The organism is Kineococcus vitellinus, assembly GCF_009906315.1.
GTDB classification, from domain to species: domain Bacteria; phylum Actinomycetota; class Actinomycetes; order Actinomycetales; family Kineococcaceae; genus Kineococcus; species Kineococcus vitellinus.
The window spans coordinates 23,198-38,595 of record NZ_JAAALL010000006.1; the positions used below are offsets into that span (position 1 = coordinate 23,198).

Consider the following 15,398-nt stretch of genomic DNA (forward strand, 5'->3'; position numbering starts at 1 on the left):
CGGTCTGCTCGTCCTTGTTCGGGAACGGTGCAGGAACGGCCCGCACCAGCAGCCTGGCCGTGCCGGTGGTGCGGGCCGACGCGGTCGGGTGTCGGGCGGGGGTGCGTTTCGCGACGCCCGGGTGGTGCGCGGGTCTGCGTGGGATCGGCATCCATAATTTGTGACTCTCTGGAGCAGAATCTTGACCCAAGGTGATTTCCGCCTGGTGCCACCGAAGAAGTGCAGATCGAGATCGCAGGGATCCCCCTCCCTTCCGCCTGTGTCTGCCCTATGCTCCCTCATGATCTTGGTGACGACGCTCCACGTGCTCGAGCACAGCGAATCGGGGTGGTCCACGGACTGCGGTGGCTCACGTCGTCGCTGCGGTCCGCGGTGCGGCCGGGAAGGTCCGGCCCCGCCGTCGCATCCTCTCCTGCTTGCCGACCCGGTGCTACAGCCTCTTGTTCGACGCGCAGCCCACGGCGCCTGCCCCGGCTGACCTGAGTGAGGAGTCCCCGACCCCATGACCACCACGTCGATGCGCGAGTCCACCTGTCCGCTGCGGGAGGACTCGGTGCTTCACCGCTGGGCGAGCGTCGTCCGAGCGTCCCCCGACCGGCCGGCCTTCAGCTCACCGGGGAAGTCCGTGACGTTCTCCGAGGCCGACCGGGGGTCCGACCGGGTGGCCCGCGCTGTCCTCACCGCCGCGGAGGGCGTCGCAGGACCTGTGGGACTTCTGGTGGAGCAGAGCGCGGAGGGTCTGGTCGCCTTGATCGGGGTGCTGAAGACAGGCCGCCTCGTCGTACCGCTCGATCCACAGCTGCCGGTGGCGCGGCTGCAGCAGATCGCCGCCCGGGTCGACCTCTCGGTGTGCCTCACCGACGCGACGCACATCGCGACCGCGCACCTCATCGGCTCGCGCGGGGCTGCGGTCCTCGACGTAGAGGAGATCCTGGCGGGAGTCGACCCGGAATCTCCGGACCAGCCGCTGGACGTCCCCGGGGGACGCGGGAGCGACGGCGCGGTCATCGTGTTCACCTCGGGCTCCACCGGCCACCCCAAGGGAGTGGTGCTCACCCATGACCTGATGCTCAGCAGCGCTGCTGCGGCTCGGGAGCGCTTCGGCATCGCGTCCGGTGACAGGGTGGCGCTCGTGCTTCCCCTGGCGTTCACGGCGGGGTTGCTCGTGGTGGCTGTCGCCTTGTGCAACGGAGCCGGTGTCTGGGCCTACGACCCCCGCCGGCGAGGTGTCCGCGACTTGATCGCCTGGGTGGAGGAGCAGCGCCTGACCACGCTGCACTGCACCCCCCACCTGCTCCGGTCCATCGTCGACGCCCTTCATCCGCAGCAGGTGCTGTCCTCGGTCCGCCTCGTGACCACGGCGGGCGAAGCCGTCTTCGGGAAGGACGTCCTCGCGGTGCGACCGCACCTGCCCGCGCACGCGTCCTTCTTCAACTGGTCGGGATCGTCCGAGATCGGGAGCCTGGCGTCCTTCGCGGTCCGCGGTGGGGATCCCGTCCCCGCCGGAGCCCTACCGGCGGGGCTCCCGGAGGCCGACAAGGAGGTCCGCGTCCTGCGTCCCGACGGCAGCGCCGCCGACGTGGGAGAGCCCGCTGAGGTGGTGGTCGTGTCCCGCCACCTCTCCGCGGGGTACTGGGAAGATCAGGAGAGGACGTCCGCGCGGTTCGGGGAGGAGGCCGACGGGCGGCGGTCCTACCGCACCGGGGACCTGGGAAGGCTCGACGTGGACGGCAACCTCCACCTGCTGGGCCGCATGGACGACGCCGTGAAGGTGCGCGGTTACCTCGTCGAACCGGCCGAGGTCCAGGCCGCCCTGCTGTCGAGCCCGGCGATCACGGAGGCTGTCGTGGTTCCGGTCGTCGACCCACCGAGCACCACGCGGCTGGTGGCGTACGTGTCACCCAACCCCGGGATGTTGTCGGAGTCGCCCGCGACGATTCGCCGCCGATTGCGCGCCGCGCTCCCTGAGTACATGGTCCCCTCCGCCATCGTCCAGCTGCCCTTGCTGCCCCGCTCGGAGCGTGGCAAGGTCGACCGCGACGCGCTCCCGCCGGCGGCGGTGCGCTCATGCTCGCGTCCCCCGGCGACTCGGGAGGAAGCCGCCGTCGCCGATCTGTGGTCCCTCGTCCTCGGCCTGGACCCCATCGGCGCCGACGACGACTTCATGCAGCTCGGCGGCGATTCCCTGGCGGTCGAGGAGATGCTCACGCTGACCGAGGAGCGGTTCAACGTCTCCCTCGTCTCCGGCGACCTCCTGCAAGCACCCACGCTCGCCGAGTTCACCCGTCGCGTGGTGTCCGGCGCGGCCGCGCTGCCCACCCACCCCACAGCGGTGACCCTGCGGAGCGCCGGAGCCAAGAAGGCCCTCTTCTGCTTCGCCGGAGCCGGTGCCCTGGGCATGTCGTTCCTCCCGCTGGCGCGCCACCTGCAGGACCGCCCTGTGCACGCCTTCCAGGCAAAGGGCCTGGAAGGCAGGGCGGTGCCGGACTGGAGCGTGCATCGAGCTGCCCGCCGGCACCTGCAGGTGATGCGGGTGCTCCAGCCTCGCGGTCCTTACATCCTGGTAGGGCACTCCTTCGGGGGCCTGCTCGCGCTGGAGGTGGCGCACCAGCTGCGGGCGGCGGGCGAGGAGGTCGCCCTCCTCGCCCTCCTCGACACCTACCTGCCGTTGGCGATGCGCCCCCGCGAGGTGTCCGCCCCCGAGAGGACCGCTCATCCCCTGCTGGTCGCCGCAGGAGCAGCGCGGCGAGTCTTGTCCGTCCCGGCGCGGCGACTGCTGCCCGAGGGGCTTCCCCCGCTGCGCCAGGTGCCCGAGCGGTTGCGCATCCCGCTCGCCGGTGTCGTGCGCTTCGGGATGACCCGGCAGGCCGAGGTGTTCTTCAACCAGAGTCAGGTCGTGGCGCGCCGGCACCGGATGCAGCCGTACGCGGGGCGGGTCGTCGCCGTGCTCGCGAATGGCAACCCGGATGGTCCCACGGCCTGGAAGCCGATCCTCGTCGGGTCCCAGGACTTCCATCAGTTCTCTTGCGATCACAACTCCCTGCTGAGGGAGCCCTTCGTCAGCGAGTTGGCCAATCTGCTGGAGCGGAAGTTGGGCGAGGTGGCGCTCTGACGGGCGCCGCCTCACCTGGACCTCCGGCCGGCGCCGGTGCTTCCATCCGGACCCTGCGGTCGCCGCCGGTCGTGTCGGTGACCCGCGACCACCGCCGTCGTGCGTGGGCAGGCGACGCCGCGTCGACGACGCCGTTCTGTTCCGGCGAGGTTCGGCCGCTTTCGTGCTGTGCCCTCGTGCTCACGTCCCGTATCCGGCCGTTCACGCGGGTGCGTGCCCGCGGTCTCCGCTGCGCTGGCGAGTTCTCCGAGGTGGAAACCTCGACTTGGCATTTCGTTACATATTGTTGGTGTGCGGTTACGCAATTGGGCGTTGCGTGCAGTGTGGTCCATGTGCAATGTCATCGGCGGTGCGGGGCGCAGTGTCCGCCATCACTGGCCTGCACCACGCCGGTCAGCGCTGCGTGCGATCGCGGCTGGCGGGTGGCCTCCGTGATGGCGGCGTCGTCGAGATGTCGCCCGTCGGTTCTCCGCTCCTCGGCTGACCGGGGCGCTGCCATGCGGCCGCCTAGCTCATCCCCGCGCGAGCAGCGGGCGGCCTAAGGCCGCGGTCCTGTTCGCCGAGCGTGGCCAGCGCCTCGACTCGGTTCTGCTCCACCGTTCCGGTGAAGCTGTCGTCGTCCGCGGGGAACGGTGCTGGCCTCTCCGCAGCGATCCGCGGTCGGGGCGCGTACAGCCGTGGGGACGGCTCCGCGCGAGCTGCTCGCGGACCACGTCGCGCCTTCGGGACCAGGCGGTCGCTCACATCGGTCGAGGCGCGCCTGAGCTGGTCCGCGGAGTCGCCCGGACGACGAGGTGGCGAGTGGCTCGAGCGGGTGGTCGTGCTGTTGGAGGGGGGGTCCTGGCCCCCTGGGCACCTGCTGACTAGTCACGATGAGTCATTTCTGGCTGTTGTGCGTGTTTGGTGTGCTTGGAGTATTGACCTCACCGCATGAACCTTTAAGCTCACGCTCAGTTCCGCGACTTCGGCAGCGTAGGCCTACGCAGCTCGGTCGAGGAATGGTGTGGGTGGGCAGTGATCCGTTGGGCGTCCTTGGTCGCCACGGCCCGGCGGGGAGTCAGAGGCGAAACCGGGCCCCTCGTCATCCGGAGTGATTTGTGGGGGAGAGCCATGTCCGAGCGCCACGTGATCGATACCACCGGCAGTATCGCCGAGACCCGCGCCGTGGGGGCGCCGCGGGTCAGTGTCGTCATCCCGACGTACAACGAGGCCGCCAACCTGCCGCACGTCTTCGCCCTGCTGCCTGACGACCTCTACGAGGTGATCGTGGTGGACGGGCGCAGCACCGACGGCACGATCGAGACGGCGGAGGCGTTGCGTCCCGACGTGCGGATTGTGCTGCAGAACCGCCGCGGCAAGGGCAATGCCATGGCCTGCGGCTTCGCCGCGGTCACCGGCGACATCATCGTGATGCTCGATGCGGACGGCTCCGCCCACCCGGGGGAGATCGAGCGCTACGTCTCGGCCCTGACCGACGGAGCGCACTTCGCCAAGGGATCGCGCTTCGTCGCTGGCGGTGGCAGCAACGACATCACCCGCCTGCGCAAGGCCGGCAACTGGGGCTTGAACGCCGTGGCCAACGTGCTCTTCGGTACCCGCTACACCGATCTCTGCTACGGTTACAACGCCTTCTGGGCGTCGTGCCTGCAAGTCCTGGAGCTGGATCCCTCAGGGGAGAGCAAGGACGTCAAGCGTTGGGGTGACGGCTTCGAGATCGAGACTCTGATCAACGCTCGGATTGCCAAGGCCAAGCTGATGATCACCGAAGTGCCCAGCTTCGAGCATCCTCGGCTTCACGGAGAGTCAAACCTCAACACTTTCCGTGACGGTTTCCGAGTGCTGCTCGCACTTGCGGTGGAGCGCTGGCGCAAGCCGGTGCGCGCGGCGGTGCGCATGCCGCACCAGGTCGGTGAGCAGCTGACCGTGGAAGTCGCCGACGTGATCGACCTGGATGCCGTCTTCGATGCCACGGCCCTTGCCGAGGACGCGATCGTGCCCGCGGCCGACGTCCTCCTGGGCGAGCCGTCGGCGGTGGTGCCGACCAGGAGCGACCTCCCGCCGGCGCGTACCGTGATCGACCTCACCGCCGTCGAAACGCCCGAGCGGACGGCCGTCCACTCCTGACGCCTCGCGATGCATGAGCCGTCACGGATCCGGCGGCTAGCGTGTCCCCGTGACTCAGCGCGACCCGCACCAGCGACAGCTCACATGGCCCGTTCTGCTCTTCGGGCAGGCGCTGGTGGGGGTCGTGGTCGGGTTCGTGTGGTGGGCTCTAACCCGCCGGCCGGGGGACTGGCTGGTCGGCGAGCCCGTCGTCACCTCCACCAGCATGTACCCGATCGCACGCGACGGCGTGTTCGCCGTGCTCACCGGGCTCCTCGGTCTCGCCGCGGGCCTGCTGGTGGCGGTGCGTCCTGGTCCGCGACCACTGGTCACCTTCGTGGCTGCGCTGGTGGGGGCTCTGGCCGGTGCCCTGCTGGCCGCCGGTTTGGGTAGTTCGCTGCCCCCCACCCCCACGGACGACCCCGCGCACGTCACGCTGCTGGCCTGGGCAGTCCTGCTCGTGCAGGCGTTCGCCGTCGCGGCCGTCGTCGCCAGCATCAGCCTGGTGCGGGCGGTACTGGACTTGAGCCGCTGACCGTGAGCAGGGATCGACGTCCGAGGATGGGCCCTCGCACGTGATCAGCGCGAGCACCGCGGCGGCCGGTGCTCCGGCGCGCGGAACGGTCCGAACCCTCCCGGGAGCCAGGCCTCACGTGCGGGCGATCGCGGCGAGCGTCCCGCCGGTGGCGGCGAGCAGGTCCGCCGGCGCCAGCTCCACCTGCAGGCCCCGCTTGCCGGCGCTGACGAACACCGTCGCCCACGCCGAGGCGGAGGCGTCCACCACCGTCGGCAGCGCCGTGCGCTGCCCCAGCGGGCTGATGCCCCCGACGACGTAGCCGCTGCTGCGCTGGGCGCGCGCCGGGTCGGCCATCGCCGCCTTCTTGCCGCCGACGGCCGCGGCGAGCGCCTTGAGGTCGAGCATCGCAGCCACGGGCACCACCGCGACGACGAGGGAGCCGTCGACGTCGGCCAGCAGCGTCTTGAACAGCTGCTCGGCGCTCACGTCGACACCCGCAATCCGCAGGGCGCGCACGGCCTCCTCGCCGTAGGAGCCCTCCGCCGCGTCGTGCTCGTAGGGGTGCACGACGTGGGCCGCGCCACGCTCGGCGAGCAGCCGCAGCGCAGGGGTACCGGCCTCGGCGGCCTTCTTCTTCGCCACGACGCTCCCGGGGTCCGCTGCTGCCGGGTCAGTTGGGGTCGGCCGGCAGCACCGGCAGCTCGGTGGCGGGCACCGCGCCGAAGGTGGTGACGAGCGCGATCTCCTCGCGCAGCAGGTCCCGCTCGGCGAGCAGCCGGGAGCGGGTGTCCGGCGCCTCCAGCAGCAGCTGGCGCTGGCCGACGGTGAGCACCATCGCGGCGGCCACGAGGTAGGAGACGACCCGGGGGTCCTCGGGCGCCGCGGCGCCGCCGATGTCCAGGACCTCGCGGTACTCCTCGAAGCGGCGGGTCACGGCCGATGCCAGCAGTCGCAGCCCCCCGTCCTCGTCCTCGTCCTCGCTGTCGTCGTCGCCGAAGGGCTCCACGAGCGCGGTGAGGTAGGGCGTCCCGGCCGCCTCGTCGATGCCGACGACGCGGAAGCGGCCCGCCCCGACGGTGACGATCTCGTACTGGCCGTCGTCGGTCTCGCTCACCTCGCGCAGCAGCGCCACGCAGCCGATCTCGTGCAGCGCCTGCACGTTGCCCTCGCCGACCTCGTGCCCGGCCCTGATCGCCACCACGCCGAAGCCCTTGACGGTCTCCTCGTCCTCCGCGGCGGCCTCGGCGACGAGGTCCTGCACGAGCAGGCGGTAGCGCGGCTCGAAGACGTGCAGCGGCAGGACGAGCCCGGGGAACAGGACGCTGCCGAGGGGGAACAGCGGGAGGCGTTGCGGCACGCCGCCACCCTAGTGACGTCGCGGCCCCACCGGCCGCGCCGCCACCTGCGCCGCCACCCGCTCGTAGACTGGCCGACCGTGACGACTCCCCACCTGCGCCGCATCGACCTGCGGGGGCAGACCCTGGACGCGATGGCCCTGCGGGCCGTGGTGCCCCGCGCCGACGTCGACGTCGCGGCGGCCATGGCCACCGTCGCCCCGATCTGCGAGGACGTGCGCGCGCGGGGGGTCCCGGCGCTGCTGGAGCTCACCGAGCGCCTGGACGGCGTGCGGATCGCCGACGTGCGGGTGCCGCGCGAGGCGCTGCGCGCCGCCCTCGACGGCCTGGACCCGCAGGTGCGGGCCGCGCTGGAGGAGGCCGTCCGCCGCGCCCGCCTGGTGCACGCCGACCAGCGCCGCGCGGACACCACGACGCGCGTGGCCGAGGGCGGCACCGTCACCGAGCGCTGGGTGCCGGTGGGCCGCGTCGGCCTCTACGTGCCGGGCGGGCGGGCCGTCTACCCCTCCAGCGTCGTCATGAACGTCGTGCCCGCCCAGGCCGCCGGGGTGGCCTCGATCGCGGTGACGACGCCGGCGCAGAAGGAGTTCGGCGGCTCGGCGCACCCGACGATCCTCGCCGCGTGCGCGCTGCTGGGCGTGGAGGAGGTCTACACGGTCGGCGGGGCGCAGGCCGTCGCGATGTTCGCCTACGGCGCCCGCGACGCCGACGGGGAGGTCGTCGTGCGGCCCGTGGACGTCGTCACCGGCCCCGGCAACATCTACGTCGCCTCCGCCAAGCGCTACGTGCAGGGCGTGGTCGGCATCGACTCCGAGGCCGGTCCCACCGAGATCGCCGTCCTCGCCGACGGCACCGCGGACCCGGTGCACGTGGCCGCCGACCTGGTCAGCCAGGCCGAGCACGACCCGATGGCCGCGGCCGTCCTCGTCACCGACTCCCCGGCGCTCGCGGACGCGGTCGACGCGGAGCTGGCCCGGCGGGTGCCCGCCGCCAAGCACGCCGGGCGCATCGAGGAGGCGCTGCGGGGGCGCCAGTCGGCCACCGTCCTCGTCGACGACGTCGACACCGGCCTCGCGGTGGTGGACGCCTACGCCGCCGAGCACCTGGAGGTGCAGACCGCCGACGCGCGCGCGGTGGCCGCCCGGGTGCGCAACGCCGGCGCGGTCTTCGTGGGGGCGCACGCGCCGGTGTCGCTGGGCGACTACTGCGCCGGCTCCAACCACGTGCTGCCCACCGGCGGCACCGCCTCGCACTCGGGCGGCCTGAGCGTGCAGACCTTCCTGCGCGGCGTGCACGTCGTCGACTACGACGAGCCCGCGCTGCGCGAGGTCGCCGCCCACGTGGTGGCGCTGGCGGAGTCGGAGGACCTGCCGGCCCACGGCCAGGCCGTCACGGCGAGGTTCTCCTCGTGAGCGGGCCGGACGGGCCCGACCTGCCCGACCTGCCCGACCTGCCCGAGGATTCCTCCTTCGACTTCGACGCGGAGTTCGCCAAGTCGTTCGGGCCGAAGCCGCCGGTGCGCTCGGTGGTCGTCGTCCCGGTCGCCGACGCCCGCCGCCTGGCCGAGGTCTGCACGCTGGCGCAGGTGCACGCCCACGTCGTGCCGGTGCGCGGCCTGGGCTGCGTCCTGGTCACCGAGGACCCGGGCACCGGGGAGCAGGACGTGCAGACGCTGTCGCGGCTGGTGCAGGGCGCCGAGCTGGTGCTGCTGACCGTCGGCGAGGACTCCATCGAGGGTCAGACGTGGTCCGCCGGCGAGCGCGGCACCGACCCCAGGCCGGGTCTGCTGCTGTCGGTGTGGCCGGACGTCGTGCAGCAGCTGGTGCTGGGCCGGCTGGACCCCGCGCAGGCGGCCGGTGCGGCCACCGGCGGGGAGGGCAGCCGCGTGGGCGCCTTCTGGAAGCTGCTGCGCGGCAAGGACGAGGGCAGGCGCGGCCAGCCGCGCGAGAGCGGCGGCCAGAGCGGCGGCGAGGAGCCGGGACCCGCCCCGCGCTGACGCGGGCGCGCGGGGTGGGCGGCCGCCCGCCCCGGTGCGGGCGCCGTGCGCTCCGCTCTGCGAACGTTCCCAGGAGATGGGCGCGCCGATCTTCCGTCGAGGGCCCGGCCTGCTCTAGCGTCGCCGGTGCACGACCCCACGACTCGACGAAGCGTCCGGAGGAAACCCCTCGTGCCCCACCTCGACGTGGCCGTGCTCGGCTGCTGGCACGTGCACGCGCGCGACTACGCCCGCTCGGCGAGCGAGCACCCCGGCACCGCACTGGTCGCGGTGTGGGACCGCGACACCGCCCTCGGCCACCCGCTGGCGCAGGAGCTCGGCGTCGAGCCCGCCGACGACCTCGACGCCCTGCTGGCGCGCGAGGACGTCGACGCGGTCACCGTCACCACCGAGACCACCGCCCACGCCGACGTCATCGGCCGCGCGCTGGCGGCCGGCAAGCACGTCTTCACCGAGAAGCTGCTGGCCCCCACCGTCGCCGAGTGCGAGGCCCTGGTGGCGCAGGCCGCCGACGCCGGGCTCGCCCTCGTGGTCTCCCTGCCGCGCCTGTCGCACGGGTACGCCCTGGCGGTGCGCGAGACGATCGCCGCCGGCGGGCTGGGGCGCCTCACCCACGCCCGGGTGCGCCTGTCCCACGACGGCGCCGTCCACGGCCGCGGCGACGGCCGGCCGGGCGGCTGGCTGCCCGAGCGCTTCTTCGACCCCGGCCCGGCCGTCGGCGGCGCGCTCACCGACCTCGGCTGCCACCCCCTCTACCTCACCCAGCTCTTCCTGGGCGAGGACCCGCGCACCGTGCGGGCCGTCTACGGGCACGTCACCGGCCGCGCGGTCGAGGACCACGCCGTCGTCACCCTCGGCTACGAGGACGGCCGCATCGGCGTCGTCGAGGCGGGCTTCGTCAGCGACGACGCCTTCACGATCGAGGTCCGCGGCACCGAGGGCAGCGTCCACTACAGCCAGGACGGGGCGCGCCTGCAGCTGCGCCGCCCCGGCGGCGCCGTCGAGGACCTCGCCGTCCCCGACGACGCCCCGGACCCGTTCGCGCAGTGGGTCGCCCACGCCGCCGACGGCACGCGGGCCACCGAGAACCTGCACCGCGCCGTCGAGCTCACCCGTCTGGTCGAGCGGTCCAACGCGGCCGCGCAGGAAGGAGGTGCCCGGTGAGCGACGTCGTCAAGGTCGGGCTGGTCGGCGGCGGCGGGATCACCCGCGCCCACGTGCGCGGCTACCTCGCGCACGCCGGGAAGATCACCGTGACCGCGGTCGCGGACATCGACGCCGACGCCGCCTCGGGCCGCGCCGCGGAGCTGGGCGCGCAGCCGTTCACCGACTACCGCGAGATGATCGCCACGGCGGACGTCGACGCGGTCGACGTCTGCCTGCCGCACCACCTGCACGCCGACGCCATCGTCGCGGCCGCCGAGGCCGGCAAGCACGTGCTGTGCGAGAAGCCGCTGTGCCTGACGGCCGAGGAGGCCCGGCGGGTCGCCGACGCCGTGCGCGGCGGCGGCGTCACCCTCATGTGCGCGCACAACCAGCTGTTCTTCCCCTCCGTCGCCAAGGCCAGGGAGCTCCTCGGCTCGGGGGTCCTCGGCACCGTCTACGAGGTCCGCACCACCGACAGCTTCCACAACGACTTCGACCCCGCGACCATGGGCTGGCGCGCCTCGGCGAGGACCAGCGGCGGCGGCGAGCTCATCGACACCGGCTACCACCCCACCTACCTGCTGCTGCACCTGGCCGACGCGCAGCCCGTCGAGGCGACGGCGATGCTCTCCACGCACCGCCTGACGTTCATGGAGGGCGAGGACTCCGCCCAGGTGCTCGTCCGCTTCGAGAACGGCGTCGTCGGGCAGGTGGCCACCAGCTGGGCCTACGACGCCGCGCCGGGCACCGAGAAGTTCTCCGTCGTCGGCGAGCTCGGCTCGCTCACCGGCACGGCGGACTCCCTCACCTACCGGCTGCGCTCGGGGCAGGAGGAGACCTTCACCTTCCCCGAGACCGACGCCTTCGTCGACGAGATCGGCGCCTTCGCCGACTGCCTGCGCACCGGGACCCGCCCGCTCCACACCGAGGCCGAGGGCATCGCCGTCCTCGGCGTCCTGCTCGCCGCCTACGAGGGCGCCCGCACCGGCACGATCGCGAAGGTCCTCCGGCTCTGACGCCCCGCCCGCCCCCTCCGCCGCGGCCCCGCCCGGCACCACGCGCGGGGCCGCGGCGGAGGGGGCGGGACGGAGGTGCGGGCCGGGGCGCGGCGTCTGGGACACTGGCGCGCGTGAGCGCCGCGACCGACCGCACCAGCACGAGGGCCGCCGGGACCACCCTGGCCGACCTGCCCCTGCGCGAGGACCTGCGCGGCGAGCACCCCTACGGCGCGCCGCAGCTGCACGTGCCCGTCGTGCTCAACGTCAACGAGAACCCGTACCCCGTCGCCCCCGGGATCGTCGCCGACGTCGCCGCCGCCGTCGCCGAGGCCACCACCGGCCTCAACCGCTACCCCGACCGCGAGTTCCTGGACCTGCGCGCCGACCTCGCCGCCTTCCTGCGCACCGAGTCGGGCGCGCAGCTGAGCCCGCAGCAGGTGTGGGCCGCCAACGGCTCCAACGAGGTCATGCTGCACGTGCTGCAGGCCTTCGGCGGCCCGGGCCGGCGCGCCCTGAGCTTCGCCCCGACGTACTCGATGTACCCCGAGTACGCGCGCGACACCCTGACCACCTGGGTGGCGGGCCAGCGCACGGACGCCTTCGCGGTCGACGCCGAGCACGCCCGCGCGATGGTCCGCGAGCACCGCCCCTCGGTGGTGCTGCTGGCCAGCCCGAACAACCCCACGGGCACGGCGCTGCCGCTGTCGACGATCGAGGCCGTCCTCGACGAGTGCTCCCGGCTGCCGCAGGGCGCCGTCGTGGTCGTCGACGAGGCCTACGGGGAGTTCCGCCGCGCCGGGGTGCCCAGCGCGCTGGAGCTGCTGCCGCACCACGGCAACCTCGCGGTGAGCCGCACCATGAGCAAGGCGTTCTCGCTGGCCGGTGCCCGCGTCGGCTACCTCGCCTCCTCGGAGGCCTTCGTGGACGCGCTGCGGATCGTCCGCCTGCCCTACCACCTGTCGGCCGTCACCCAGGCCGTCGCCCGGGCTGCGCTGCGGCACTCCGCGACGCTGCTGTCGACGGTGGCCGAGCTGCGCGAGCGCCGCGACGAGACGGTGGCCTGGCTGCGCGCGCAGGGCTTCGACGTCGCCGACTCCGACGCGAACTTCGTCCTCTTCGGCCGCTTCGCCGACCGGCACGCCGTCTGGGCGGGCCTGCTCGAGCGGGGCGTCCTCATCCGCGAGACCGGCCCGCAGGGGTGGCTGCGGGTGAGCATCGGCACGGCCGACGAGATGCAGCAGTTCAGGACCGCACTCCGGGAAGTGGTGGGACAGCAGTGAGCCGCACGGCGCGCATCGAGCGCAGCACCAGCGAGTCCAGCGTCCTCGTCGAGCTCGACCTCGACGGGACCGGGCGCACGCGGATCGACACCAGCGTGCCCTTCTACGACCACATGCTCACGGCGCTGGGCAAGCACTCCCTGGTGGACCTCACCGTCCAGGCGAAGGGCGACACCCACATCGACGTCCACCACACCGTGGAGGACACCGCGATCGTGCTCGGCCAGGCCTTCCGCCAGGCCCTGGGGGACAAGGCCGGCATCCGCCGCTTCGCCGACGCGACGGTCCCGCTCGACGAGGCCCTCGCCCACGTGGTCGTCGACGTCTCGGGCCGCCCCTACTGCGTGCACTCCGGCGAGCCCGCCGGCCAGGAGCACCACCTCATCGGCGGCCACTTCACCGGCTCGCTGACCCGGCACGTCCTGGAGAGCTTCGCCTTCCACGCCCAGATCGCCCTGCACGTGCGGGTCCTCGCCGGCCGCGACCCGCACCACGTCGTGGAGGCCCAGTTCAAGGCGCTCGCCCGCGCGCTGCGCTACGCCGTCGAGCCCGACCCGCGCGTGCAGGGGATCCCCTCGACGAAGGGCGCCCTGTGAGCGCCCGCCGCGTGGTCGTCCTCGACTACGGCTTCGGCAACGTCCGCTCGGCCGTGCGCGCCCTCGAGCGCGTCGGCGCCGACGTCGAGCTGACCAGCGACCGCCGGGCGGCCCTGGAGGCCGACGGGCTGCTGGTGCCCGGCGTCGGCGCGTTCGCCGCCGTCAACGCCGGCCTGCAGGAGATCGGCGGCGCCTCCATCGTCGACCGCCGCCTGGCCGGCGGCCGCCCGGTGCTGGGCATCTGCGTGGGCATGCAGGTGATGTTCGAGAGGTCCACCGAACCCGGTGAGGGCGTGCAGGAGGGGCTGGGGGAGTGGCCCGGCACCGTCGAGCGGCTGCCCGCCGACGTCGTCCCGCACACCGGCTGGACGCCCGTGGAGGTGCCCGCCGGCTCCCGGCTGTTCGCCGGCGTCGAGGAGGAGCTGTTCTACTTCGTGCACTCCTACGGCGTGCAGCGCTTCGAGCTCGTCGACACCACCGGCGGCCGCATCGCCCCTCCGCAGGTGACCTGGGCCGAGCACGGCGCCCGGTTCGTGGCGGCCGTCGAGAACGGCGCGCTGTCGGCCACGCAGTTCCACCCGGAGAAGTCCGGGGACGCCGGGGCGCAGCTGCTGCGCAACTGGGTGGGCTCCCTGGACTGACCCGCCCCCCGCCGGCGGTCCGGAGGAGCGGCCGGTCCTCGTAGACTCGCCCCCCGTGACCAGCGAGAACACCTCTCCCGCCGCCGCGACGCGGCTGCAGCTGCTGCCCGCCGTCGACGTCGCCGACGGCCAGGCCGTCCGGCTCGTGCAGGGCGAGGCCGGCAGCGAGACCTTCTACGGCGCACCGCTGGAGGCGGCCCTGGCCTGGCAGGAGGCGGGGGCGGAGTGGGTCCACCTCGTCGACCTCGACGCCGCCTTCGGGCGCGGGTCCAACCGCGAGCTGCTGGCCGAGGTCGTCGGCCGCCTCGACGTGGCCGTGGAGCTGTCCGGGGGCATCCGCGACGACGCCTCCCTGGAGGCCGCGCTGGCCACCGGCTGCCGCCGGGTGAACCTCGGCACCGCCGCCCTGGAGGACCCGGAGTGGACCCGCTCGGCCATCGCCCGCCACGGCGACCGCATCGCCGTCGGCCTCGACGTGCGCGGCACCACGCTGGCCGCCCGCGGGTGGACCCGCGAGGGCGGTGACCTGTGGGAGGTGCTCGCGCGCCTGGACGCCGACGGCTGCGCGCGCTACGTCGTCACCGACGTCACCAAGGACGGCACGCTGAAGGGCCCGAACACCGAGCTGCTGCGCGAGGTCTGCGCGCGCACCAGCGCGCCCGTCGTCGCCTCCGGGGGCGTCTCCAGCCTCGACGACCTGCGCGCACTGCGCGAGCTCGTCGACGCCGGCGTCGAGGGCGCCATCGTCGGCAAGGCGCTGTACGCGGGCAGCTTCACCCTGCCCGAGGCGCTCGACGTGGCGGGCCGGCCCTGAGCGGCCCGGGCCAGGACGAGCAGCCCCCCCACCGCGGGCCCGGCGACCCGCACCGCACCGACTCCGCCGGCGTCCCCTGGGCCGGGCGCACGCTGCAGCCCAACGCCTTCGCCGCCGACGACGGCGGCCGCTCCCCGGCGCTCGCGCAGGCCCTCGCCGCCTGGCGGGCGCTGAGCGCCGGGGGCCAGCGCCCAGGAGGCGCTGCGGGCACCGCCCGCCTGCGCGCCGAGGCGGACGTCGTGGCCGCGCTGGCCGGCACCCGGGTGTTCGCGCCCGTCGTGGCCGAGCTCGGCGAGGTGGCCGCCGACGGCGGCGACAAGAGCGCCGACATGGCGCTGGCCCTGCTCACCCAGCCCGACGGCCGGCGCGCGCTGCCGCTGTTCACCGACCTCGCCGCGCTCGTCGCCTGGCGCCCCGACGCGCGCCCGGTCCCGGTGCCCGCGGAGCAGGCCGCGCTGTCGGGGGTGCAGGAGGAGTGCGACGCGCTCGTGCTGGACCCCGCGGGGCCGGTCCGCTTCGTGGTGCGCCGCAGCGCCTCCTGGGCCCTGGCCCGCGGCGCGCAGTGGGTGCCGGCGGCCCTGGACCCCGTGGTGGCCGCCGCCGCCGGGGAGGCCGTCGAGGGCCTCGAGGTCGTGCGCGGGGTGCGCTGCGAGCCGGGGGAGGGCGCCGAGCTGCGCGTCGTGCTCGGCATCGTCCCCGGCCTGGAGCGCGCGCGGCTGGACGAGGTGCTGCGGACCGTCGGAGAGCGGCTGGCCGACGGGCCGGTCGCCGAGCGCGCGGAGTCGCTGGAGTTCCGGGTCCTGCCGGCCTGAGCGGGTGCCCGCCCTCCCCGTCGCGGGG

Annotated in this window: 14 protein-coding genes; 12 read left to right on the top strand and 2 right to left on the bottom strand. The window is 73.9% G+C overall.

Annotated features, from left to right (window positions below; genetic code table 11):
* Positions 1-502 precede the first annotated feature (502 nt).
* From GTQ99_RS01420 to GTQ99_RS01430, 3 genes are all read left to right on the top strand, one after another.
* A complete protein-coding gene (locus GTQ99_RS01420; RefSeq protein WP_166613963.1) occupies positions 503-3,112 on the top strand; it encodes an alpha/beta fold hydrolase in 2,610 nt (869 codons plus the stop codon).
* A 1,110-nt stretch (positions 3,113-4,222) separates the two neighbouring features.
* Positions 4,223-5,236 carry a glycosyltransferase family 2 protein gene (locus GTQ99_RS01425; RefSeq protein ID WP_166613964.1) on the top strand — a complete coding sequence of 338 codons (1,014 nt, stop codon included), beginning with the start codon at positions 4,223-4,225 and terminating at the stop codon, positions 5,234-5,236.
* A 49-nt stretch (positions 5,237-5,285) separates the two neighbouring features.
* Entirely contained in the window at positions 5,286-5,750 is a 465-nt protein-coding gene (locus GTQ99_RS01430; RefSeq protein ID WP_166613965.1) for a hypothetical protein, read from the top strand.
* 114 nt (positions 5,751-5,864) lie between these two features.
* On the opposite strand, the gene ybaK is transcribed toward GTQ99_RS01430, so the two are convergent.
* Complete coding sequence (ybaK, locus tag GTQ99_RS01435; RefSeq protein WP_166613966.1) at positions 5,865-6,374, bottom strand: Cys-tRNA(Pro) deacylase; 510 nt, start codon at positions 6,372-6,374, stop codon at positions 5,865-5,867.
* A 28-nt stretch (positions 6,375-6,402) separates the two neighbouring features.
* Entirely contained in the window at positions 6,403-7,089 is a 687-nt protein-coding gene (locus tag GTQ99_RS01440) for an LON peptidase substrate-binding domain-containing protein (protein ID WP_166613967.1), read from the bottom strand.
* 132 nt (positions 7,090-7,221) lie between these two features.
* Between GTQ99_RS01440 and hisD the strand changes: the two genes are divergently transcribed.
* The 9 genes from hisD (at position 7,222) to GTQ99_RS01485 (ending at position 15,370) form a co-directional block, all read left to right on the top strand.
* On the top strand, positions 7,222-8,499 hold the full coding sequence (hisD, locus tag GTQ99_RS01445) for a histidinol dehydrogenase (RefSeq protein WP_166613976.1): 1,278 nt from the start codon (positions 7,222-7,224) through the stop codon (positions 8,497-8,499).
* A complete protein-coding gene (locus GTQ99_RS01450) occupies positions 8,496-9,083 on the top strand; it encodes a hypothetical protein (protein WP_166613968.1) in 588 nt (195 codons plus the stop codon). The genes hisD and GTQ99_RS01450 overlap by 4 nt, the downstream gene beginning before the upstream one ends.
* Before the next feature lie 171 nt (positions 9,084-9,254).
* Entirely contained in the window at positions 9,255-10,247 is a 993-nt protein-coding gene (locus GTQ99_RS01455) for a Gfo/Idh/MocA family protein (RefSeq protein ID WP_166613969.1), read from the top strand.
* A complete protein-coding gene (locus GTQ99_RS01460; RefSeq protein WP_166613970.1) occupies positions 10,244-11,245 on the top strand; it encodes a Gfo/Idh/MocA family oxidoreductase in 1,002 nt (333 codons plus the stop codon). The genes GTQ99_RS01455 and GTQ99_RS01460 overlap by 4 nt, the downstream gene beginning before the upstream one ends.
* Before the next feature lie 113 nt (positions 11,246-11,358).
* Complete coding sequence (locus tag GTQ99_RS01465) at positions 11,359-12,507, top strand: histidinol-phosphate transaminase (protein WP_338074645.1); 1,149 nt, start codon at positions 11,359-11,361, stop codon at positions 12,505-12,507.
* Positions 12,504-13,103, top strand: coding sequence for an imidazoleglycerol-phosphate dehydratase HisB (gene hisB, locus GTQ99_RS01470; RefSeq protein WP_166613971.1), 600 nt, complete (start codon positions 12,504-12,506; stop codon positions 13,101-13,103). The genes GTQ99_RS01465 and hisB overlap by 4 nt, the downstream gene beginning before the upstream one ends.
* Entirely contained in the window at positions 13,100-13,744 is a 645-nt protein-coding gene (gene hisH / locus GTQ99_RS01475; protein WP_166613972.1) for an imidazole glycerol phosphate synthase subunit HisH, read from the top strand. The genes hisB and hisH overlap by 4 nt, the downstream gene beginning before the upstream one ends.
* Positions 13,745-13,799: 55 nt before the next feature.
* Positions 13,800-14,558 carry a bifunctional 1-(5-phosphoribosyl)-5-((5-phosphoribosylamino)methylideneamino)imidazole-4-carboxamide isomerase/phosphoribosylanthranilate isomerase PriA gene (gene priA / locus GTQ99_RS01480; protein WP_166613973.1) on the top strand — a complete coding sequence of 253 codons (759 nt, stop codon included), beginning with the start codon at positions 13,800-13,802 and terminating at the stop codon, positions 14,556-14,558.
* 218 nt (positions 14,559-14,776) lie between these two features.
* Entirely contained in the window at positions 14,777-15,370 is a 594-nt protein-coding gene (locus tag GTQ99_RS01485; protein ID WP_276611887.1) for an SseB family protein, read from the top strand.
* The last annotated feature ends 28 nt before the right edge of the window (positions 15,371-15,398 follow it).

Excerpts from the sequence above, each read along its gene's own strand:
- GTQ99_RS01420 (WP_166613963.1), top strand. The coding sequence starts at position 503 with ATGACCACCACGTCGATGCGCGAGTCCACCTGTCCGCTGCGGGAGGAC.
- GTQ99_RS01425 (WP_166613964.1), top strand. The coding sequence starts at position 4,223 with ATGTCCGAGCGCCACGTGATCGATACCACCGGCAGTATCGCCGAGACC.
- hisD (WP_166613976.1), top strand. The coding sequence starts at position 7,222 with ATGGCCCTGCGGGCCGTGGTGCCCCGCGCCGACGTCGACGTCGCGGCG.